Annotated in this window: 19 protein-coding genes; 9 read left to right on the top strand and 10 right to left on the bottom strand. The window is 60.9% G+C overall.

Annotation, left to right across the window (positions count from 1 at the left end):
• Positions 1-4 precede the first annotated feature (4 nt).
• Positions 5-1,042 carry an Ldh family oxidoreductase gene (locus A7J50_RS16115; RefSeq protein ID WP_064452712.1) on the top strand — a complete coding sequence of 346 codons (1,038 nt, stop codon included), beginning with the start codon at positions 5-7 and terminating at the stop codon, positions 1,040-1,042.
• A 35-nt stretch (positions 1,043-1,077) separates the two neighbouring features.
• On the opposite strand, the gene A7J50_RS16110 is transcribed toward A7J50_RS16115, so the two are convergent.
• Positions 1,078-1,398, bottom strand: coding sequence for a DUF883 family protein (locus tag A7J50_RS16110; protein WP_064452711.1), 321 nt, complete (start codon positions 1,396-1,398; stop codon positions 1,078-1,080).
• A 164-nt stretch (positions 1,399-1,562) separates the two neighbouring features.
• On the opposite strand from A7J50_RS16110, the gene A7J50_RS16105 reads away from it, so the two are divergent.
• A complete protein-coding gene (locus A7J50_RS16105) occupies positions 1,563-1,817 on the top strand; it encodes a hypothetical protein (RefSeq protein WP_003190904.1) in 255 nt (84 codons plus the stop codon).
• Here the strand turns inward: A7J50_RS16105 and A7J50_RS16100 are convergent.
• Complete coding sequence (locus A7J50_RS16100; protein ID WP_064452710.1) at positions 1,810-2,709, bottom strand: LysR family transcriptional regulator; 900 nt, start codon at positions 2,707-2,709, stop codon at positions 1,810-1,812. The genes A7J50_RS16105 and A7J50_RS16100 overlap by 8 nt on opposite strands.
• Positions 2,710-2,800: 91 nt before the next feature.
• Between A7J50_RS16100 and A7J50_RS16095 the strand changes: the two genes are divergently transcribed.
• Positions 2,801-3,727, top strand: coding sequence for a carbon-nitrogen hydrolase family protein (locus tag A7J50_RS16095; protein ID WP_064452709.1), 927 nt, complete (start codon positions 2,801-2,803; stop codon positions 3,725-3,727).
• A gap of 111 nt (positions 3,728-3,838) precedes the next feature.
• Here the strand turns inward: A7J50_RS16095 and A7J50_RS16090 are convergent, their stop codons facing one another.
• Genes A7J50_RS16090 through A7J50_RS16080 form a run of 3 tightly spaced genes read right to left on the bottom strand, consistent with a single transcriptional unit; the run spans position 3,839 to position 6,296 of the window.
• On the bottom strand, positions 3,839-4,390 hold the full coding sequence (locus A7J50_RS16090; RefSeq protein WP_064452708.1) for a GNAT family N-acetyltransferase: 552 nt from the start codon (positions 4,388-4,390) through the stop codon (positions 3,839-3,841).
• Positions 4,391-4,395: 5 nt separating this feature from the next.
• Complete coding sequence (locus tag A7J50_RS16085; protein ID WP_064452707.1) at positions 4,396-4,857, bottom strand: LEA type 2 family protein; 462 nt, start codon at positions 4,855-4,857, stop codon at positions 4,396-4,398.
• 11 nt (positions 4,858-4,868) lie between these two features.
• Positions 4,869-6,296, bottom strand: coding sequence for a nucleobase:cation symporter-2 family protein (locus A7J50_RS16080; protein WP_064452706.1), 1,428 nt, complete (start codon positions 6,294-6,296; stop codon positions 4,869-4,871).
• A gap of 236 nt (positions 6,297-6,532) precedes the next feature.
• On the opposite strand from A7J50_RS16080, the gene A7J50_RS16075 reads away from it, so the two are divergent.
• On the top strand, positions 6,533-8,158 hold the full coding sequence (locus A7J50_RS16075) for a methyl-accepting chemotaxis protein (protein WP_064452705.1): 1,626 nt from the start codon (positions 6,533-6,535) through the stop codon (positions 8,156-8,158).
• A 35-nt stretch (positions 8,159-8,193) separates the two neighbouring features.
• On the opposite strand, the gene A7J50_RS16070 is transcribed toward A7J50_RS16075, so the two are convergent.
• On the bottom strand, positions 8,194-9,309 hold the full coding sequence (locus A7J50_RS16070) for a Gfo/Idh/MocA family protein (protein WP_064452704.1): 1,116 nt from the start codon (positions 9,307-9,309) through the stop codon (positions 8,194-8,196).
• A 299-nt stretch (positions 9,310-9,608) separates the two neighbouring features.
• Between A7J50_RS16070 and A7J50_RS16065 the strand changes: the two genes are divergently transcribed.
• The 5 genes from A7J50_RS16065 (at position 9,609) to A7J50_RS16045 (ending at position 14,946) form a co-directional block, all read left to right on the top strand.
• A complete protein-coding gene (locus A7J50_RS16065; protein ID WP_208604470.1) occupies positions 9,609-10,643 on the top strand; it encodes a WD40/YVTN/BNR-like repeat-containing protein in 1,035 nt (344 codons plus the stop codon).
• A gap of 15 nt (positions 10,644-10,658) precedes the next feature.
• A complete protein-coding gene (locus tag A7J50_RS16060) occupies positions 10,659-13,034 on the top strand; it encodes an efflux RND transporter permease subunit (RefSeq protein WP_064452702.1) in 2,376 nt (791 codons plus the stop codon).
• A gap of 117 nt (positions 13,035-13,151) precedes the next feature.
• A complete protein-coding gene (locus A7J50_RS16055) occupies positions 13,152-13,448 on the top strand; it encodes a DUF5629 family protein (RefSeq protein WP_064452701.1) in 297 nt (98 codons plus the stop codon).
• Complete coding sequence (locus A7J50_RS16050; RefSeq protein WP_064452700.1) at positions 13,435-14,610, top strand: lactonase family protein; 1,176 nt, start codon at positions 13,435-13,437, stop codon at positions 14,608-14,610. The genes A7J50_RS16055 and A7J50_RS16050 overlap by 14 nt, the downstream gene beginning before the upstream one ends.
• Before the next feature lie 156 nt (positions 14,611-14,766).
• Positions 14,767-14,946: a hypothetical protein gene (locus A7J50_RS16045; protein WP_064452699.1), complete on the top strand. Its 180-nt coding sequence runs from the start codon at positions 14,767-14,769 to the stop codon at positions 14,944-14,946.
• 126 nt (positions 14,947-15,072) lie between these two features.
• Here A7J50_RS16045 and A7J50_RS16040 read toward each other — a convergent pair whose 3' ends face one another.
• The 4 genes from A7J50_RS16040 to A7J50_RS16025 form a co-directional block, all read right to left on the bottom strand.
• Positions 15,073-15,666: a glutathione S-transferase gene (locus tag A7J50_RS16040; protein ID WP_064452698.1), complete on the bottom strand. Its 594-nt coding sequence runs from the start codon at positions 15,664-15,666 to the stop codon at positions 15,073-15,075.
• The gene (locus tag A7J50_RS16035; RefSeq protein ID WP_064452697.1) at positions 15,663-19,301 is read right to left on the bottom strand and encodes an AAA family ATPase; all 3,639 of its coding nucleotides are present in this window, start codon (positions 19,299-19,301) and stop codon (positions 15,663-15,665) included. The genes A7J50_RS16040 and A7J50_RS16035 overlap by 4 nt, the downstream gene beginning before the upstream one ends.
• Positions 19,298-20,539, bottom strand: coding sequence for an exonuclease SbcCD subunit D C-terminal domain-containing protein (locus A7J50_RS16030; RefSeq protein ID WP_064452696.1), 1,242 nt, complete (start codon positions 20,537-20,539; stop codon positions 19,298-19,300). The genes A7J50_RS16035 and A7J50_RS16030 overlap by 4 nt, the downstream gene beginning before the upstream one ends.
• A gap of 173 nt (positions 20,540-20,712) precedes the next feature.
• Positions 20,713-21,012, bottom strand: coding sequence for a DUF6124 family protein (locus tag A7J50_RS16025; protein WP_208604438.1), 300 nt, complete (start codon positions 21,010-21,012; stop codon positions 20,713-20,715).
• Positions 21,013-22,188 lie beyond the last annotated feature (1,176 nt).

Raw genomic sequence — 22,188 nt, 5'->3', positions numbered from 1 at the left:
TCAAATGTCTGCGCAGTCTCCGACAGTTGCCACGGCATCAACCTCAATCGGCTTCTCTGAGCTGGTGGCATTGCTACAACAGATTTTTATCAGGCATGGCACATCCCCGCAGGTGGCTGCCATCCTGGCGCACAACTGCGCCAGCGCCGAACGCGATGGTGCCCACAGTCATGGCATCTTCCGGATTCCGGGGTATCTCAGCACGCTGGCCAGCGGCTGGGTTGACGGCAAAGCCGTGCCGGTGGTCACGGACGTCGCGTCCGGTTGCGTGCGGGTAGACGCCTGCAACGGCTTCGCCCAACCGGCGTTGGCGGCGGCCCGTTCACAGCTGGTAGCCAAGGCCCGCAGCGCCGGCATTGCGTTGCTGGCTATTCACAACTCCCATCATTTCGCCGCGTTGTGGCCGGATGTCGAACCCTTCGCCGAAGAAGGGCTGGTGGCGCTGAGCGTGGTCAACAGCATGACCTGCGTAGTGCCGCATGGCGCCGATCGGCCCCTGTTCGGCACCAATCCCATTGCGTTTGCCGCACCCCGGGCAGACGGCGCGCCCATTGTGTTTGACCTGGCCACCAGCGCCATCGCCCACGGTGACGTGCAGATTGCCGCACGCAAGGGCGAGCGCCTTGAGCCCGGTATGGGCGTCGACAGCCTGGGCCAGCCGACCCAGGACCCCAAGGCGATTCTTGAGGGCGGGGCGTTGTTGCCGTTTGGCGGCCACAAAGGCTCGGCGCTGTCGATGATGGTCGAGTTGTTGGCAGCGGCGCTCACCGGGGGCAACTTCTCATTTGAATTCAATTGGTCGGATCACCCGGGCGCGCGCACGCCGTGGACCGGACAGCTACTGATTCTGATCGACCCAAGCAAAACCGCCGGGCAACACTTTGCCGAGCGCAGCCAGGAGTTGGTGCGGCAGATGCATGCGGCGGGGTTGCGGCGGTTGCCGGGGGATCGGCGTCATCGCACACGGGCGAAGTCGCAGGAGGCAGGTATTGTGATTGAGGCGAAGGACCTTCGGCAATTGCAGGAATTGGCCGAGGGTTAAAAGGGGCCGCTGCCTCAGGCAGCAGCCCCCGTTGCTCAGTTGCGGCGACCGAGCAGCAGGCCGACCACCAGGCCAAAGCCTGCGGAAATCGCCACGGTCTGCCATGGATGACCACCGATGTAGGTTTCGGTGGCATCGACGACAGGCTTGCTGCGCTCGCGCACGTTGGACACCGAGTCCAGCGCTTGCTTGAGCTTGATGGCAACCTGCTCGCGCAAGGTTTCGCCTTCTTCGCCTATCAGGGACGCGCTGCTTTTAAGCAGTTTGTCCGATTCTTCGATCAGCGCCGTCAGTTCACTGAAAGCTTGATCCTTGATTTGGTCTTCGACAGCTTGGGCGGCAGTTTTGCGGGCCATTGTGTGACTCCTTGCAGGTAAATGTGACAGTGAACAATGGAGTATCGGGTTGCGGCAAAAGTTGCAGTTTTTTTGCCCATAGCGTGTGCTCGAGCAAAATCCGAATCTGGAAGTTTCGACCTACAGTGTAAGATGTCACCTATTTGTGCAGCAGGTAATTCAACATGAGCTTCAATCTGGCCAACAAAACCCTCGCCGAACGCGCCGAGCTGGAAGATGAAAAGTCCCGCCTCTACGACCTGTGGCAAACCAACCTGGGCAAGGCCAAAGGTGAAGCGGCACGCTTGTTCGGCGAGCGCGCCAAGCGCAAGGGCAAGTGGGCTGAGTGGGTACGTGCGGAACTGGACGGCATGTCGCCGCCGGAGTTTTCCAACATGGTACGCAGCGAAGTCAACAAGCTGATGGCTGCGGCTAAGTAAAGCACGCCACAATCGCCTCACGTACTTTAAGCAACACCGGATCAAGCTGGGCCTGGGTGCGCCAGCCCAGTTCCACCGGGTAGCGCGGTAACGCCAGCGGGCAGGGCAACACGCGCAAGCCGGTCATCTGCGCAATGGCCTCGGCGGCATGCCCGGGAATCGTCGCCAGCGCCTGGCTGCCCTTGAGCAAGTACGGCAGCGCGGCAAAATGGCTGGTGGATGCGCACACCTGGCGGCTCAGCCCTTGCGCCGCCAAACCTTCGTCGGTAATCCCGATAAACCCTCCCGACGACACCAGCACATGCTCGCGCGTGACGAATTCTTCCAGGCTGATGCCGTGCTGGCCTGGCGTCAGGCTTTGCGGGTCTATCAGGCAGCGGTAATCACCGTCTCCCAGCACGTGCCGGCTCAGCCGGCGCTCGGCAAAGCCACCGGCGGTAATCGCCAGGTCCAGGGTGCGGTCGAGCAGGGCGGCGGCGACGATTTGGCTATGGGTCTGGCGGAAAATCACCCGCAGTTTCGGCGCGCGTTGCGCTATTTCCTCCATTAGCCGGCGGCCGTGGGCGATTTCGAAGTCATCGGACAAACCCAGCACCACCGACCGTCCCTGGTAGTCGGGATGAGTCGGATGGGTCATCGCCAGGCTCTGCCGACAGCGGTCCAGTGCCTCGCTGATGACCGGCTTCAACTGATTGGCCCGCAGGGTCGGCGCCAAGCCACGGCCAGTGCGCACGAACAGCTGGTCGCCATACATTTCGCGTAAGCGCCGCAAACCGGCACTGATTGCCGACTGGGTGACGCCCAGGCGCAATGCCGCGCGGCTGGCGCTGGACTCGTCGTGCAGGGCTTCGAAGGTTTTCAGCAGGTTAAGGTCAACCTGCGCGATATTCATTTGGCTCATATCATTCAGCACTGAAGTGGGCTTTATTCATGATCCTGGCTGGCCGGAGAATGGGCAACCCCCCTTGTTCGGAGTGTTCGTCATGCCTATTTCTACCGTGGCCGCATTGCAAATCGGCGCCCTGCCGGGTGGCAAGGCGCAAACCCTGGCACAAATCCTGACCTATGAGGACGAAATACTGCGCAGTGGCGCGCAATTGGTGGTGATGCCGGAGGCCTTGCTCGGCGGCTATCCCAAGGGCGAAAGCTTCGGCACGCAGTTGGGTTATCGCCTGCCGGAAGGCCGCGAAGCGTTTGCGCGGTATTTTGCCAATGCCATCGACGTGCCGGGCATCGAGACCGAGGCCCTGGCCGGGTTGTCGGCACGTACCGGCGCGAGCCTGGTACTCGGTGTGATTGAGCGCAGTGGCAGCACGCTGTATTGCACCGTGCTGTATTTCGAGCCGTCGGGCGGCCTGGTCGCCAAGCACCGCAAGTTGATGCCCACCGGCACCGAACGGCTGATCTGGGGCAAGGGCGATGGCTCGACCTTGCCGGTGATCGACGCAGCGGTAGGCCGCATCGGCGGCGCAGTGTGCTGGGAAAACATGATGCCGTTACTGCGCACAGCGATGTACGCCAAGGGCGTGGAGGTGTGGTGCGCGCCGACCGTGGATGAGCGCGAGATGTGGCAGGTGAGCATGCGCCATATTGCCCATGAGGGTCGCTGCTTTGTGGTGAGCGCCTGTCAGGTGCAGGCTTCTCCCGAGGCGCTGGGGGTGAAGGTTGCCAACTGGCCATCAGACCGCGCGTTGATCGCCGGCGGCAGCGTGATTGTCGGGCCGATGGGCGACATCCTGGCCGGGCCGCTGGTGGGAGAGGCGGGGTTATTGATCGCGCAGATCGACACCGATGACCTGGTGCGGGCGCGGTATGACTATGACGTAGTGGGGCATTACGCGCGGCCGGATGTTTTTGAGCTGGTGGTGGATGAACGTGCCAAACCGGGTGTGCGCTACATCACTGACTAAAACCCGCTGGAACAATGTGGGCGCTGGCTTGCCTGCGATAGCGGTATGTCAGTCAACACCTCTGCTGCTGACCCGGCGCCATCGCAGGCAAGCCAGCGCCCACATTAATTTTCAGCGCTTGTGCAATTGTGATTCAAGCCATTCCTCGCGGGTCATTTCCCACAGCTCGCGTGGGAAAGTCCCTTCTACAAACTCCCCGTTATCCGTGCGGATCAACCGCATCCCCGTGCGCTCGGAAATCCGCCGTGACCCCAGGTTAGGCGCAGCCTTAGGCACGCGCAGCAGCGGGCGTTTGAGCGTGCCGAACCAGTATTCGGTCACCGCCGCACTGGCTTCGCTCATCAAGCCCTGGCCTTGCCACTGCGGGCCCAGCCAGAAACCTCGGTTGTTGTCCTGTTCGTCCATCAGGCTGATATTGCCGATCAGTTGCTCGGGCGCGCTGTTGAGGCGGATCGACCAGTGCCACTCCTCGCCACGGGCCATGGCGGGCAGGGCGTTCTGTTGCAGATAAGTGCGTGCGCCGTCAGCCGGGTAGGGCCAGGGCACCAGGGCATTGAGGTAGCGCACCACTTCCCAATGCGGGAATTGCTGCTGGATACCGTCCGCGTCGTCCAGGGTGAGCGGGCGCAGGATCAGTCGTTCAGTGAGCAATATCGGTTGCATGGCAGTTACCAGGTCGCCGTGTTCGGCAGGTCCAACGTACCGCGCTCCACGAAGCGCATGGTGCCGAATAGCCCACCGGCCAGTTTGCCACGCAGTACGTACGGCAAGTTGTTCAAGCTCTGGGTCTGGCTCAGCCCCAGCGTTTGACGCAACACCGAAAACGCCGAAACGCTGACCGGCACCATCAGCACGGTCTCGGAAAAGCGTGCAATGGTACCGGCTTGATCACTCACCCCCGACGCCAGCGGCCGACCATTCACGTCCAGGTCCAGGGCTACGCCGCTGTAGTCGATCGCCGTTTCATTGGGGTTTTGCACCCGCAGCTTCACGGCGAAGCGTACTTCCAGGTCCTGGCTTTGCAGCGGCTCGATGCCGACCACCGTAATGTTGACCGGGTCGCGGTTGGGGAACAGCGCGCAGGCGCTCAAGGTAAGCAGCAGCAGCGATAGAACCATGAGCTTGCGCATTAAAGATGCTCCTATTTCGTGACGTCCGGATCCTGCATGACCTTGAGGGTAGAGGACTCCGGATCAAATTCATCCTCTTCCAGCTCTAAGAACTCTTCCGGCAGGAAAATGTTCAGCACAATTGCACAGAACGCACCCACGGTGATGGGCGACTCGAAGATGTTGTGCAGCGCCTTGGGCAAGTCGCGCAAGACTTCCGGCACGGCCGCGACACCCAGGCCCATGCCCAGGGAAATCGCCACAATCAGCACATTGCGCCGATGCAGCCCGGCTTCGGCAAGAATCTTGATCCCGGCCACGGCCACGGTGCCGAACATGATCAGGGTGGCGCCGCCGAGTACCGGTTTGGGCATCAGTTGCAGCACGGCTCCGATCATCGGGAACAGCCCCAGCAGCACCAGCAGGCCGGCGATAAAGTACGCCACGTAGCGACTGGCCACGCCGGTCAGCTGAATCACGCCATTGTTTTGGGCGAAGGTCACCATCGGCAGGCTGTTGAACGTCGCGGCCATCGCTGAATTGAGGCCGTCGGCCAGCAGGCCCGACTTGATACGCTTGATGTACAGCGGGCCTTTGACCGGTTGCTGGGAAATCATCGAGTTGGCCGTCAAGTCACCGGCGGCTTCCAATGGCGAAATCAGGAAGATCACAGCCACCGGTATAAACGCCACCCAGTCGAACGAGAACCCGTACTTGAACGGCACCGGCACGCTGATCAACGGCACCTGCGGCAGCGCCGCCATGTCGACGCGGCCCATCCACCAGGCCACCACGAAGCCCAGGGTCAGGCCGATTACGATCGAACCCAGGCGCAGGAACGGATTACTGAAGCGGTTGAGCACCACAATGGTCAGCAGCACCAGCGCCGCCAGCCCCATGTTGCTCGCCGCGCCCAGATCACTGGAACCGAAGCCCCCCGCCATGTCGGTGACCGCCACCTTGATCAGTGACAAGCCCATCAAGGTGATAATGGTGCCTGTCACTACCGGGGTTATCAGCTTGCGCAGCTTGCCGATGAACTGGCTGAGCACCACTTCGATAAAGGCTGCGAAAAAGCAGATGCCGAAGATCGTCGAGAGGATCTCATCCGTGCCGCCGCCTCGGGCCTTGACCATGAACCCGGCACTTAAAATAACGCTGATAAACGAAAAACTGGTGCCCTGCAGGCACAGCAGGCCGGAACCGATCGGACCGAACGTGCGCGCTTGCACAAAGGTCCCGAGCCCGGACACGAACAGCGCCATGCTCACCAGGTACGGCACTTCGCTTTCCAGGCCAAGCACGCCGCCGACGATCAACGTGGGGGTGATGATGCCGACGAAACTCGCGAGCACATGTTGCAGTGCTGCAAAAATCGCTGCGGTGAAGTGCGGGCGGTCTTCCAGGCCGTAGATCAGGTCGGATTTATAGCGGGGGCGAGGGGTTTGAGCGTCAGACAAAATACAGGCCCGGTAGGGAAAGGGGCGCGCAGGATGCCAGAAAGTACGTGTTGTCAGAAGTGTGTAAAAAAATTTCGAAATATTCTGCATAAATTTCACACGTCTGCCGATAGCGTAGGTAAGCCCACCTATCCTAATTACAAGAGTGGTGCCCAAAGATCAGGTCGCCGCGTTGACGCTGACTGATCGTGTCGCGGCAGGGATGCGTGCAAACACTACTTCTCGAGAGCAGCCCTATGTCCCTTCGTAATCTGAATATTGCCCCTCGCGCTTTTCTCGGTTTTGCGTTCATTGCGTTGCTGGTAGTAATCCTTGGTGTGTTTGCCGTCACCCGCATGACGACGATCCGCCAGGCATCCTTGGACATGGGGGCCAACCAACTACCGAGTGTGAAATACCTCGGTAACCTGACAGAAAACGTCCTGCGCCTGCGCATTCTGTCCTTTCGGGTTCTGATCAACCGCGAACCTGCTGCGCTCGAAGAAGCCAAGACGCGCATTGGCGTACTCATGGATAAGGTCAAGCAGGCTCAGAGCGCTTATTCGGTGATGCCGGCGGGTACCGAGGAGGCGGCCCTGTATAAAACCTTCGCCGCGACCCTTGAGAATTACTTCGCGGCCCAGGCAGAGATGCTGTCGCTGTCCCAGCAAAACAAAGTCGAGGAGATGCGTACCCTCATCAATACGCGTATCAAGGACGGCACCGACTTGATGGGTGAGCAACTCAACAAGCTGATTGCGATCAATAGCGCCGATGCCGACCAGGCCGGGCGTAATGCTGAGGCCAGTTATCAGCAAGGCGTTACCGGGATCATCATCGTTTCCGTGGTGGCGGCATTGTTGACCGTGCTGCTGGCCTGGCTGCTGACGCGCAGCATTGTTACGCCGCTGCGCAAAGCGATGGAGGTGGCGCAAACTATTGCCGGTGGCAACTTGACCAAAGTTATAGAGGACGATGGCAAGGATGAGCCGGCACGCCTGCTTAGTACCCTGTCGGCCATGCAAACCAACCTGCGCCAAACCATCCAGCACATTGCCGGTTCCGCCACCCAGCTTGCGTCAGCAGCGGAAGAACTGAGCGCGGTCACCGAGGAAGCCTCCAAAGGCCTGCAACAGCAGAACAACGAAATCGACCAGGCCGCCACCGCCGTCAACGAAATGACCGCTGCCGTGGAAGAGGTGGCGCGCAACGCGGTGTCCACCTCCGAAGCCTCCAGCCAATCCAACCAGGCGGCGCGTGAAGGGCGTGACCGTGTGGTGGAAACCGTCGGCGCGATTCAAACCATGACTCAGGATGTACAAAACACGTCGGTCATGATCGAAGGCCTGGCGACTCAGGGCCGCGACATTGGCAAGGTCCTCGACGTGATACGCGCAATTGCCGAACAGACCAACCTGCTCGCGCTCAACGCAGCGATTGAAGCGGCCCGCGCCGGTGAAGCCGGCCGTGGGTTCGCGGTGGTGGCCGATGAAGTCCGCGCCTTGGCTCATCGCACCGCGCAGTCGACCCAGGAAATCGAAAAAATGGTCGCCGGTATCCAGAGCGGCACCGGTGAAGCGGTGCAGTCGATGCAGCAGAGCAACCAGCGCACCCAGGCCACCCTGGAAATGGCCCGCGCCGCCGGTGTGGCCCTGGAGCAGATCACCCAATCCATCAGCCTGATCAATGAGCGCAACCTGGTGATCGCCAGCGCGTCGGAAGAGCAGGCGCAGGTGTCCCGTGAAGTGGACCGCAACCTGGTGAACATCCGCGACCTGGCGACTCAGTCGGCGGCGGGCGCCAACCAGACCAGCGCGGCCAGCCATGAGCTGTCGCGCCTGGCGGTGGATTTGAACGGGATGGTCGCGCGTTTCGTCATCTGATCCGAAAGCGTGGGGGAGCGCGCCGCTCCCCGCATTTACACCTCGTTCACGTTGACCCAACGCGCTTCCCGCGCGGCCAGGCGAATCGCCGTTGCCAGCCGCTCGACCTCCCACGCGTGGTCAAAGTCGGTACCATCGACGCCCTGGCCTGCCAGCGCCATGATCAATTCGTGTACTTCCAGCGTCTTCAACTCGTTGTAGCCCAACTGATGCCCGGCCGCCGGGCTGAACGCGGCATAGCCGGGCAGGGCAGGACCGGCCAGCAAACGCTGGAACCCGTCCTGGCCGACACGGCATACACGCAGCTCATTCAAGCGTTCCTGATCGAACGCAAGGGTGCCTTTCGTACCGCTGATTTCGAAGCTCAGGTGGTTCTTGTAGCCATGCTTGAGCCAACTGCTGCTCACGGTGCCACGGGCGCCGCTGGCAAAGCGCAGCAGCGCATGCACCTGGTCATCCACGGCAATCGCGCGGTGCGTCTGGCTACCGGCGGTGGCGGGGCGCTGGGCATGGACGGTTTGGGTATCGGCGCACACGCTGAGCACATCGCCCACCAGGTAGCGCGCCATCGACAGCAGATGGCTACCGAGGTCCGCCAGCGCACCACCGGCATGTTCCACTTCACAACGCCACGACCAGGGCGAAGCCGGGTCGGCCATGAAGTCTTCGCTGAACTCGCCCTGGAAGCTGATGATCTCGCCCAGCTCGCCATTGGCGATCATCTGCCGTGCCAGGCTGATCATCGGGTTGTGCTGATAGTTGTAGCCGACACGCGTGACCACGCCGGCAGCACGCGCGGCGCGGCGCATGGCGTCGGCCTGCTCCAGGCTGACGGCCAGCGGCTTTTCGCAATACACCGCCTTGCCCGCCGCAATGGCGGCCATGGCCATGGGGTAGTGCAGATGATTGGGGGTGGTGATGGCCACCACTTCAACCGTGGGGTCGTCGATCAGCGCCTGCCAATCGCCGTGGGCCTGGGCAAACCCCCACGCCGTGGCGCAACGCCGAGCGCGCTCGGTGTCGGCATCGGCCAGGGCGGCCAGCTTGAGGCGTACCGGCAGTTCGAATACCGCCCGCGCATTGTTGAACGCTAACGCATGGGCGCGCCCCATGAAGCCCGTGCCGATCAGGCCGATTCCGAGTTCACGCATAGCCGTGGTCCTTTGAATTATTGTTTTCAAGAGCGCCATTAATGGAATAAAAATTCTCTAAATTCAATAGGTGGAATAAATATTCATTAATCAGCCTGGGTAATGCAGTCATATTCAGGCCGCGGCCAAACGCCGCCAGTTAACAAAAGATAACGTAGCGCCGATTGTCAGACGATTCGAAAGCCCGATAGGATGGCCCTGCTTCCTCCAGGCGCTCTAGAGTGCAGGTTTCAGAGCCCGGGAAGGCGAGACCACCTAACAATAATAAATGGGGAGAAAGGTCTATGAGTGAGCCTGTCATGGGTTGGGCTGTTTGCTGCCCGCGCGCCGCACGCAAGGTTGCGATGCTGGCCACAGCGCTCTCGCTGTTTGGGGTGTTATCGACACCCGTGTTCGCCGCCGGCGATACCAGTGCACAGCCGGTATTTGCGATTGAATCCCCCAAGGCCGCCAAAGGCCTGATGATCGATGTGGTCCACGCCGGCAAGCGTCTGGTGGCGGTCGGTGATCGCGGGCACATCCTCTATTCCGATGACCAGGGCAGCACCTGGACCCAAGCCAAAGTCCCTACCCGGCAACTGCTCACGGCGGTGTATTTCGTCGACGATAGACACGGTTGGGCGGTCGGCCATGATGCGCAGATTCTGGCAAGCGCCGACGGCGGCGCCACCTGGGCCCAGCAATACCAGGACCTCAAGCGCGAAGCCCCGTTGCTCGACGTGTGGTTCAAGGATGCCGAACACGGTATCGCCGTGGGCGCCTACGGTGCGTTGATTGAAACCACGGATGGCGGCAAACGCTGGGAAGACGTCAGCGACCGTCTCGACAACGAAGACCAGTTCCACCTCAACGCCATCGCCCACATCGAGGATGCCGGGCTGTTTATTGTCGGCGAGCAGGGCAGCATGTTCCGCTCCAGCGACGACGGCCAGACCTGGGAGAAGCTCGAAGGCCCCTACGCGGGGTCGCTGTTCGGTGTGATCAGCACCGCCCAACCGCAAACCCTGTTGGTCTATGGCCTGCGCGGCAACCTGTATCGCTCCACGGATTTCGGCACCACCTGGGAGCAGGTCCAATTGAATGCGGCGCGTGGCGCCCTGGAGTTCGGTTTGTCGGGGGCGAGTTTGCTCGATGATGGCTCGCTGGTCGTGGTCGGCAACGGCGGCAGTGTGGTGGTCAGTCACGACGACGGCCAGACCTTCAGCGTATTCAACCGCCCGGACCGCATTTCATTGTCGGCGGTCACTGCGGCAGGCAATGGCAACTTGATTCTGGTCGGGCAGGGCGGTGTACGCGTTGCGACGCCGGCCGGCGCTGAACTCGAAAAACAATAAGAAGGCGGGTAAAGAATGAGCAGTCATCACAACGATAAAGCGACCTTGCTTGAGCGCCTGATCTTCAACAATCGCCCGGCAGTCATCGTCATCTGCCTGCTGGTGAGTATTTTCCTGTTCTGGCAGGCGACGCTGATTCGTCCGTCCACCAGCTTTGAAAAGATGATCCCCCTCAAGCATCCCTTCATCGAAAAGATGATGGAACACCGCAATGACCTGGCCAACCTGGGCAACACCGTGCGCATCTCGGTGGAGGCCAAGGATGGCGACATTTTCACCAAGGAGTACATGGAGACCCTGCGCCAGATCAACGACGAGGTGTTCTACATCTCGGGCGTCGACCGCTCGGGCCTCAAGTCGCTGTGGAGCCCCAGCGTACGCTGGACCGAAGTCACCGAAGAAGGCTTTGCCGGCGGTGAAGTGATCCCGCAAAGCTACAACGGCTCGCCGCAAAGCCTCGACCAGTTGCGCAACAATGTGCTCAAGTCCGGCCAGGTCGGGCGCCTGGTGGCCAACGACTTCAAGTCGAGCATCGTCGACATTCCGTTGCTGGAGTCCTACCCGGACCCGCAGGATCAGGGCAAATTGCTGGCCCTGGACTACCGCAAGTTCTCCCATGAACTCGAAGACAAGATCCGCGACAAGTTTGAAGCGCAAAACCCCAACGTCAAAATCCACATCGTCGGCTTTGCCAAGAAGGTCGGCGACCTGATTGATGGCCTGGTCATGGTGGTGATGTTCTTTGGTATCGCGTTCGTCATCACCCTGATTCTGCTGCTGTGGTTCACCAACTGCCTGCGCAGCACCGTCGCGGTATTGAGCACGACATTGGTGGCGGTGGTCTGGCAACTCGGGCTGATGCACTTTTTCGGTTTCGGCCTCGATCCGTATTCGATGCTGGTGCCGTTCCTGATTTTCGCCATCGGTATTTCCCATGGCGTGCAGAAGATCAACGGTATTGCGCTGCAATCCAGTGAGGCTGACAACGCGCTGACCGCGGCGCGACGCACGTTCCGGCAACTGTTCCTGCCGGGGATGATCGCGATTCTCGCCGACGCCGTGGGCTTTATCACGCTGCTGATCATCGATATCGGCGTAATCCGCGAGCTGGCCATCGGCGCCTCCATCGGCGTGGCGGTGATCGTGTTCACCAACCTGATCCTGCTGCCGGTGGCGATCTCCTACGTCGGCATCAGCCAGCGCGCCATCGCCAAGAGTAAAAAGGACGCGCACCGCGAACACCCGTTCTGGCGCCTGCTGTCCAAATTCGCCAGCCCCAAGGTCGCGCCGGTGTCTGTTTTGCTCGCGCTGATCGCCTTCGGTGGCGGCCTCTGGTACAGCCAGAACCTCAAGATTGGCGATCTGGACCAGGGCGCACCGGAACTGCGCCCGGACTCGCGCTACAACAAGGACAACAATTTCATCATCAGCAACTACTCCACCAGTTCCGACGTGCTGGTGGTGATGGTCAAAACCCGTGCTGAAGGCTGTTCGCGCTATGAAGCCATGGCGCCCATCGACCAACTGATGTGGAAGATGCAGAACACCGAGGGCGTGCAGTCGGCGATCTCACTGGTGACCGTGTCCAAGCAAATGATCAAGGGGATGAACGAGGGCAACCTCAAATGGGAAACCTTGTCGCGCAACCCTGACGTACTGAACAACTCTATTGCCCGTGCCGATGGCCTGTACAACAACAATTGCTCGCTGGCGCCGGTGCTGGTGTTCCTCAACGACCACAAGGCCGAAACCCTCGACCGTGCGGTACATGCCGTGCAGGACTTCGCCAAGGAGAACAACAAGGACGGCCTGGAATTTATCCTCGCCGCCGGTAACGCCGGGATCGAAGCCGCCACCAACGAGGTCATCAAGGAGTCGGAGCTGACCATTCTGATCCTGGTCTACCTGTGCGTGGCCACCATGTGCATGATCACCTTCCGCTCGTGGGCCGCCACCCTGTGCATCGTGTTGCCGCTGGTACTGACCTCGGTGCTGGGCAACGCGCTGATGGCGTTCATGGGCATCGGCGTCAAGGTCGCGACCTTGCCGGTGGTGGCGCTGGGTGTGGGGATTGGCGTGGATTACGGCATCTACATCTACAGCCGTCTGGAAAGCTTCCTGCGTGCCGGCTTGCCGTTGCAAGAGGCTTACTACCAAACGCTCAAGTCCACCGGCAAAGCCGTGCTGTTCACCGGCCTGTGCCTGGCAATCGGCGTGTGCACCTGGATCTTCTCGGCCATCAAGTTCCAGGCCGACATGGGCTTGATGCTCACCTTCATGCTGCTGTGGAACATGTTCGGCGCGCTGTGGCTGTTGCCGGCGCTCGCGCGGTTCCTGATCAAGCCCGAGAAACTGGCGGGGCAGAAGGGCAATTCGTTGTTTGCCCACTGATCCATCGCTGCTGCCAAAACGCCGTGGCTTGTGCCACGGCGTTTTGCATTGCGCGGCCTTAGGCCGATGCAACAAATTGACCTATCATGACGTCTTTCCTTTTGATGATTGATGGTTATGACTGCCGACACCGCTACCTTGCTCGACGCTTTTAAAGACTGCCAGATGGTCGAAATCGACGGGCTGCACACGTTCGATTTCAGCCTGGACGACCAAAAATTGCTGATCATTTGCATGGACGGTCGTGCCGAGAAACGCTGGAGTTTCAGCCTGGAGCAAGTCAAGGCGGCGGTTTTTGATCAAACCCTGCAAAGCTGGACCCTTACCGGTGACTCGGGCGAGCATCGCCTGGTCTGCATGAGCGGCGTCACCGGCAACAATAACGACGAGGATGAAGCGGATGATGATGCGTAAATTCTGGCCCCTGCTGATGGCGGGCAGTGTGGGTGCGATGTCGGTGCAAGCCGCGCCGGTCGACACGTATGAACTGCTGGTGGGCAGCTACACGGCCGGCACCAGCGAAGGAATCTACCGCCTGCAGTTTGATAGCCGTACGGGGCAGTTCAGTGGCAAGCCGGTGCTGGCGGCCAAGGCTGCCAACCCCTCGTGGCTGACGGTTTCCAAAGACCAGAAGCACCTGTTTGTGGTCAACGAGAACGGCCCGGGCCAGAAAGACCCGGTCGGGCGCGTCAGCAGCTACAGCATTGACCCGCAGAGCCATCAGCTCACCCTGATCAACCAGGTGCAGAGCCTGGGCAACGAGCCGACCCATTCCAGCCTGGCTGCTGACGGGCGCTACCTGTTCGTCGCCAACTATTCAGTGCTGGAAGACCCGGGCGGTAGCCTGGCGGTGCTGCCGGTCGATGCCAATGGCAAGCTGTCGGCGCCGGTGCAGTTGAGCGCGCACCCGGCGAGCCGCGTCAACCCTGAGCGCCAGGCCTCCAACCATGTGCATTCGGTGGTGTCGTCGCCGGATGGCAAGTACGTGTATGTCCAGGACTTGGGGGCAGACAAGATTTTTGTTTACCACTATGACCCAAAGGCCAACCATGAACTGCCACTCACTGCGGCTAACCCGGCCTCCGTGCCATTGCCACCGGGCAGCGGCCCACGCCACTTGCTGTTCAGCGCCGATGGCAAGCATGCCTGGCTGACCACCGAGATGAGCGCTCAGGTGGCGGTGTTCGATTACAAGGACGGCACGCTCAGCCAAACCCAACTGGTGGATTTCGCTGCCGGGCAGCCGGTGTCCGACAAGGCGGGCGCAGCACTGCACGCCTCAAGTGACGGCAAATTCCTTTACGTCAGCAACCGCGGCACAGCCAACCAGATGCTGGTATTCAGCATCGACCCGGCTACCGCGCACCTCAAGGAACTGCAGCGCCGTCCCGTCGAAGGTGATCACCCTCGCGAGTTCAGCCTGGACCCGAGCGGCAAGTTCCTGCTGATCGCCAACCAGAAAAGCAATGAAATCGTGGTGGTCGAACGTGACCCCAAGACCGGCCTGCTGGGTAAAACCGTGCAGAAATTGCCGATCGATGCACCCAGCGACCTCAAGTTCCTGGTGCGTCAATAAGCCACAGGCCCCGCAGTGCGGGGCCTGACTCTGTGTATTAATTCTATTAATAGCGGCTACTGTTTCAAAGCATTTCTAAGGTTTAGCCCTCGGGCGTAAGTTTGGTTCCAAGGCCCTCCCCGGCCACTCAATCAAACGAACACAAGGGTTACCGACATGAACTTCAATCTCTTCTCGATTATCGCCGCTTCCGCTGTTTCCGCCACCGTGGCATTGCCTGCCGCTGCCAGCGTGGAAGTCTCCGGCAAAAAATCCAGCACCAGCGCCTACACCCAGAAATACCTGCAACAGAGCGCCAACTTCTATGCCGCACTGGATCACAAGATTCAACACTGAGCTTGAGCTGAGCGACGGTCAAATGTGGGAGCTGGCTTGCCTGCGATGAAATCAACTCGGTGTATCAGTTGGACCGAGTTGTCGGCATCGCAGGCAAGCCAGCTCCCACATTTGATTGTGTTGGGCTCAGGGTTTTGCCATCACCGCAATAAACAGCGGCGATTCCACAAAGCGTTGTAGCCAGGCTTGTAACTGGCGATATGGCGTCCCGGCAAACCACTCGCGATCCACATGGGCAAACTGGCGCACAAACGGCGCCAGTGCCACATCGGCCAGGCTCAAATGCTCGGCCAGCAAATAGTCATTTCCCGCCAACAAACCTTCCAGCGTCTGCAAAAACACCTCGCCCTCGGCCCGGTAATGTTCCATCGGCTGCTCCGGGTAGCGTTCGGCGTACTTGTATCGATTCAAGTGATGTTTGAAGACCTGATCGTTCTCGGTAATCAGGTCCAGCACCCTCGGGTCGCCTTGGAGCAACCAGTCATCCGGATCATGCTGCGCCAACGCCCATTGCATGATTTCCAGGCTTTCCTCGATCACCCGGCCACCCACGCTGAGCACCGGCACCGTGCCCTTGGGTGACAGCGCGAGCATCTCGGCCGGCTTGGCCTTGAGGCTTACCTCGATGATCTGCACAGGCACGCCCGAGTAGCGCAACGCGAGGCGCGCCCGCATCGCATACGGGCAGCGCCGAAACGAATACAGCAGCGCTTCGCTCACTTGACCTCCAGGGTGCTCAAGCCATTGCCCTGGCGCTTGACCTGGATCTGCACCGGGATGCGCTCGTGCATTTCCTGCACGTGAGAGATCACCGCCACCTTGCGGCCTTGTGCCTGCAGGCCGTCCAAGGCGTCCATCGCCAATTGCAGCGATTCCGGGTCGAGGCTGCCAAAGCCTTCGTCGATAAACAGCGACTCGATTTTCAACGTACTCGACGCCATCGAAGCCAGGCCCAACGCCAGCGCCAGTGACACCAGGAATGTTTCGCCACCGGACAACGAATGCACCGAGCGCAATTCGTCGCCCATCTCCGTATCCATCACCAGCAACCCGAGCATGCTGCCGCCACGCTTGAGACGGTAGCGGCGCACCAGCTGGCGCAGTTGCACGTTGGCGTGGTGCACCAACAGGTCGAGGTTGTAGGCCTGGGCGATCTTGCGGAAGGTGTCGCCGGTGGCCGAGCCGATCAGCGCATTCAGGCGTGCCCAGCGCTGCCACTCGTCATACGCCTTGGCGATATGCTCGGCCAACACGTGGTTGGCGTCCTGGCGGCGCTGGTCTTCGGACTGGCGCGCACGCAGTTCCGCGCAGGTTTTCTCACCTTCGGCCAATTGCTGATTGAGCGCAGCCAGGGCGGCGTCCAGTTGTTCGGCTGCCAGGTTGCCGTTGTGCAACGCTTGGTGTTCAGCCAGGCGTTGTTCGCGTTCCTGCAGCAGCACCTTGGCTTGTTCGACGGCTTTTTCGCTGTGCTGCAACTGCTGGCGCAATGCGCTGACGTGGCTGTCATCAAAGGCCAGCAAGCGCGTGAGCCCTTCGTCATGCAGGTCGGGGTGCAAGGCACGCCATTCGCTCAGGCGTTCGCCCAGGGTGTGCTGCTCGGCGGCCAAAGCCTGTTGGCGATCCTGCTGCGCCTTGAGGTCGGCGGCCAATTGAATCAGCGCGTTGCGGATCTCTTGCAGCTGTTGGTTGGCATCGGTCTCGCTTTGGCGTGACTGGGCCACCGCCTGGTCCAGTTGCTGTTGCCACTGTTCGGCACTGCTGTGCTCGCCGAGCAGTGCGCTGAGTGTTGCCTGCGCGGTCTGTTGCCGTGCAGACAGCTCGGTGACCTGCTGGAGCAAGGCGTCCAGTTGCTGCTGGCGATGCTGCTGATGGGTGTGTTCTTTCTCGATGGCCTGCTGGCGCTCATGCTGCTCGGCCAGTTCATCGCGCTGGTGGCCCAGTTGCTCAAGGCGTTGGCTGACGTGCTGGTCCAACTGCATAAACGTCGCCGCCGGTTCACGGCGCAGACCTTCGAGGGTTTCGGCGGGCAGCAGGCTGGCGAAGGCATGGAGTTCTTCGTCGAGGCGCTCGCGGTCGTTGGACAGTTCGCGCTGCTGGTCCACCAGCAACTGGCGGGCTTGCTGGCTTGCGTCCTGGGCGGCTTGCAGTTGTTGCTGCAAGCGCCCGGCATTTTGCTGAAGGTTGAGCAGGGCGCCCTGGCGTTGTTCGTCCTGGCTGATGCTTTGCGTCAGTTGCGCCAGTTGCTGGGCCAGCCAGGTGCTGCGTTTGGCGGCGTCCTGATTGAACAACGAGGCGGCCAATGGGTGCGCTTGCAGGCTGGGTGTCAGGCCTTGTTGCTGGGTCGCCAGTTGCTCCTGCTGCTGCAGGAACTCCTTTTGCTGGGCGATCAAACCGCCGACTTCGCCACGCAGCTCGGTGAGTTTTTCCTTGAGCGTGTCGACCGCTTTCTGCGCCGTCGCTTCTTCGTTTTCATCATGACGGCCAAGGCTTTGCAGCAACGCTTCGGGCTGGTGGTACGGATGCTCATGGCTGCCGCACACCGGGCACGGTTGGTCGTCCTGCAACTGCTCGCGCAATTCCTCGACGCTGGCACTGCGAGCCAGGCGCTGGCGTTCCAGCAGTTGCTTGGTCACCGTCAGGGTTTGTTCGGCCACCGTCAGTTCGGCCTTGGTTTGCAAGCCGGTTTGGTTCAGTTGCTCGCGTTGCTGCTGGGCGTCCGCGAGCTTTTGCGTTAATGCAGCAGCCTGTTGGTCCAGCTGTTGCTGGCTGTCCCACAGGCGCGTGAGGTCTTCGAAGGCGCGCTGTTGCTTGCGGTTGTCTTGCAGCAGGCTGGCGAGTAATTGAATCTGCTCGGCGACCGCGTGCGGCTCGGCACCGGCTTCCTGATACAGCAGGTCCAGCGCGTCGCGTTGTTGGGCGAACTTGTCGGCTGCGGCGGTGGCGCACTGTTCGAGTTGCGGCAGCTCGCTCTGGCCCTTGTTGAGGCGGTTGCCGATCAGCATCAGCTGTTGCAGACGGTCGCGGTAGGCGCTCCAGGCGTCGCTCAGCGGTGCCAGAGTGGCACTGCGTTCCAGCTCGGCCGCCAGGCGTTGCAGGCGTTCGGTGACTTGGGTTTGCTTCTCCAGCAACCCGGTGAGCAAGGCCTGGCCTTCTTGGCAGGCGCTTTCTTGTTGCTGTTTGTCGTCGCTGCGCTTGGTCAGGTCTTGGGTCAGGTGGGCGAGGGTGCTCTGTGCTTCGAACGCCTGACGCAACAAGGGCACGGCGTCGGCCTGCTGTTTCAGGGCGTCAGCCAAGGCTGCCTGGGCGGCGGACTGCTGCTGTTGCGCCTGCTCCTGACGCGCCTGCAGCGTGGTTTGCTGCGCGAGGTGCTGCTGAATCTGCGCGGCGAGCGGTGCAAGTAACGTAGCGAGTTCAGCCTGGCGCGCAAACTGATGGCGTTGCGGTGCCAATTGCTCCAGTCGGCTCAGGTCTTGGCGCTGCTGGCCCTGGCCTGCCCAATCCGCCTGCGCCCGTTGCAGTTGCTCTGTTGCATGGTGCTGGCGCTCCTGCCACTCACGCAGCTCCTTGAGCCAGGTGTGCTGCAGCTCTAACTGCTTGAGTTGGGCCTGTTGGGTCTTGAGCTGTTGCTGAGCCTCGGCCAACTGTTGATCGAGTTCGGCGCGGGCTTCGGCGGGCAACGGCACCACGCCGGTGGCCTGGTCTTGCAGCTGTTTATGCGCGTCCTTGGCGTCTTTGGCCTTGTCGAAGGCGCGACGGCCCAACTGGGTGTAGAGCGCGGTGTCGGTGAGCTTTTCCAGCAGCTCGCTGCGCTCGTTATCGTTGGCCTTGAGGAAGGCACTGAATTCGCTTTGCGCCAGCAACACCGCGCGGGTGAACTGTTCGAAATTCAGGCCCAGGGCCAGTTCCAGCTGGGTTTTATATTCAGTCTTCTGGCTGGCCAGCAGTTGGTCGCTGTCCAGGTCGATCAGGCTTTGTCGGCTGTTCTGCAACTTGCCGCTGGCCTTGTCACGGGCGCGGTTGGCTTCCCAGCGCGCACGGTAGCGACGGCCGCTGACGCCGACAAAATCCACCTCGGCATAGCCACCGCCGGTGCCGCGACGCAGCAGGGTGCGCGGGTCGCCGATGGAAATGTCGCTGTCGGCATCCGGCATTTTCGCCTGGCCGGTATCGCCCAGGCGCGGCACCGCGCCAAACAGCGCCAGGCACAAGGCATCCAGCAAGGTACTTTTGCCCGCTCCGGTCGGCCCGGTGATGGCGAACAACCCGGCGCTGGCCAAGGGCTCGGCGGTAAAGTCGATTTCAAACGGGCCTGCCAGGGAGGCGAGGTTTTTCAGGCGGATGGCGAGGATCTTCATGGCTGTTCGCCCTCCTGTTGCACTTCCTGGAGCAGCACGGCGAAGTCCTTCAAGGTCTGTTCATCCACTTCACTGCCATAGCTGTCCTGCCACGCGCGGCTGAACAGCTCCTGGGGCGTGAGCTGGTCGAGTTCGATCAGGCGCTCGTCGTCAGTCTCGTCACTGCCGCGTTTGCCGGCATATTCGGCGGCAATGCGCACCAGGCGCACGGCCTTGCCTTGCAGGGCGGTTTCGATTTGCTGGCGCAGGTCCGGTTGCGGCTCATCGAGGCGCACGCGCACTTCCAGCCATGGGTGGCGCTGGGTTTCGGCGAGCAGGTCGATGTCGGGCAGATCCGCCAACTGCTTGAGGATATCTGCCAGCGGCGCGGCTTCCAGGCGTTGCAGGTTGACCGAACGCGGAATCAGGCGCGGCTCGACACTCACCAGGCATTGGCCCTGAAAGGTCACATCGAGAATTTGGTGCTTGTAGCCGATTTCGGAAAACGACAAGGGGATCGGCGAGCCACTGTAGCGAATCCTGTCCTCGCCATTTACCCGCTGCGGCTTGTGCAAATGGCCGAGGGCCACATAACTCACGCTGGCATCGAACAGGCTGGCGGGTAGCGCCTCGGCATTGCCGATGATCAGGCTGCGCTCGGAGTCTTCCGACACCGAACCACCCGCCATGTGCGCGTGGCTGATGGCAATCAGCGCCTGGCCTTTTTTGCGTTTGGCATTGGCGGCGGTGATCAGCCATTCATGTACCTGGCCGATGCCGCGCAGGTAGTCGTCGCCCAAGTGCGCGCCGGTGACTTCCGCCGGGCGCAAAAATGGCAGCGCCAGGCACCAGGCGGCGATCTTGCCTTTGGCGTCAGGCAGCGGGATCAGCAACCGGTCGGCATCCAGTTGGCCATCATCCAGCCACAGCACCCGCCCCAGGGCATGGGTGCGCAAACGGCGCATCAACGGCGCCGGCAACTCGATACGCGAGCCGGAGTCGTGGTTGCCGGCGATCATCACAATCGTGAGTGTCGGGTTTTGTTCGTGGGCGCTGATGATGAAGTCATACAGACGCTCCTGGGCCTTGAGCGGCGGGTTGACCGTGTCGAAGATGTCCCCGGCGATCAGCAACACATCCGGCTGCTCGGCTTTTAATTGACCCAGCAGCCACTCGAGAAAACAGGCGTGTTCGAAGTCGCGTTCCTGGCCATGCAGGTTTTGGCCAAGGTGCCAGTCGGAGGTGTGGAACAGACGCAAGGCGAACTCCGTGGAGAAGATGAAAAGGAGGGGAGTTTACCTGTAAAAGCCCACACCGTGCCCGCGGCTGACCCAGATCAACTGTGGGAGCTGGCTTGCCTGCGATGGCATCACCTCGGTGTGACAGAAAGACCGAGGTGTCTGTATCGCAGGCAAGCCAGCTCCAACAGGGGTCATGCGGCGTGCAGGCAGTCCAGCGCGCGGTCGGCGAGGGTTTTGGCGCTGTCGATCAGGTGCTCGGTGGCACCGGCGATGTGGCGTTGATCGCCGCTCAACCCTTGGCTGGAAACGGCTGCGGTGGCGGCTGCACAGCGCAGCAAGTCGCAGATTTGGGCGAGGGCGTCTTCGAAGCTGAGGTCGTGGTGCACGGTGAAGGACGGCGGTGAGTCGGGTTGTAGGTAGTGGCTCAGGGCGCGTTCGAAGATTTCGCGGTCGGGGGTGAAGCGGGGTGGGTCTGGGACGATTTTATGCATGAATGAATCTCCTGAAAGATCTGGAGCCATTCTCTTGCCGATCTCACTCGTCAAAAGGTGGCAGCTATGTGCGGGGTGAGATTGCCGGTCAGGTACACCCGGTCAGACCGAAGTCTGCCCGCACACAGCCGCCATAGAGCATGTTGCTCGCGGTTGTGGCACTTGGTACCTAATCACATCACAGGATCTCACCCCTGATCGCTGATATGCAGCGACGGAGCGAAGGCTAGCCAGTGGAGTGAGCAGGCGCAAGGCCGAAGGATTGTCTAGGAAACTTCCCGCAAATTAAAGGGATATGGATTGCTGGCCTTTAACAATGCATGTCGATCAGGCGTTTAGGTAGATATGAGTACATATCCGTTGCTGCGGTAACGGCTGCTTAGGGTTCCGCCCTTACGGCGGGTCACTTTTTTACAAAGCGCCTAAAAAAGTAACCAAAAAACGCTTTGCCCCACCACTCGGTGCCTCGCTTAGGCTCGGCATGCCCGCACTCCGGCTTGAATCCGTGGGCCGCCGCAATGGGCCATCCCTGGCCCAGTGCGGCTAACCCGGCGTCCTGCCGGGTTACCCACGGATTCAAGCCTGCGTTCGGCCAGCGTGGTTAACGGGGCCTCTCAGATCAAGATCAACAGCAGAGCACGGCGGCCTGGTAGCCGACCTGAGTGGTTGAAGCAAAAGCAGAGCAGAAGCAGTGCAACACAGCATCCACCTGATGTAATGAGATCCAAATGTGGGAGCGGGCTTGCTCGCGAAAGCGGTGGGTCAGTCAGCACATTTGTAACTGAACCACCGCATTCGCGAGCAAGCCCGCTCCCACAATTTGACCGAGTTTATCTGCCAGGCCGTGGCGCTGCGCTTTTCTGTGGGGGCTGGCTTGCCTGCGATGCAGACACCTCGGTACATCAGGCATAAGCCGTTGATGCCATCGCGAGCAAGCTCGCTCCCACAATTTGACCGAGTTTAGCTGCCAGGCCGAGGCGCTGCGCTTTTCTGTGGGAGCTGGCTTGCCTGCGATGCAGACACCTCGGTACATCAGGCATAAGCCGTTGATGCCATCGCGAGCAAGCTCGCTCCCACAGTTTGACTGAGTTTAGCTGTCAGGCCGTGGCGCTGCGCTTTTCTGTGGGAGCTGGCTTGCCTGCGATGCAGACACCTCGGTACATCAGGCATAAGCCG

The organism is Pseudomonas antarctica (assembly GCF_001647715.1).
GTDB lineage: Bacteria > Pseudomonadota > Gammaproteobacteria > Pseudomonadales > Pseudomonadaceae > Aquipseudomonas > Aquipseudomonas antarctica_A.
This window is presented reverse-complemented; position numbering and strand designations above follow the sequence as displayed.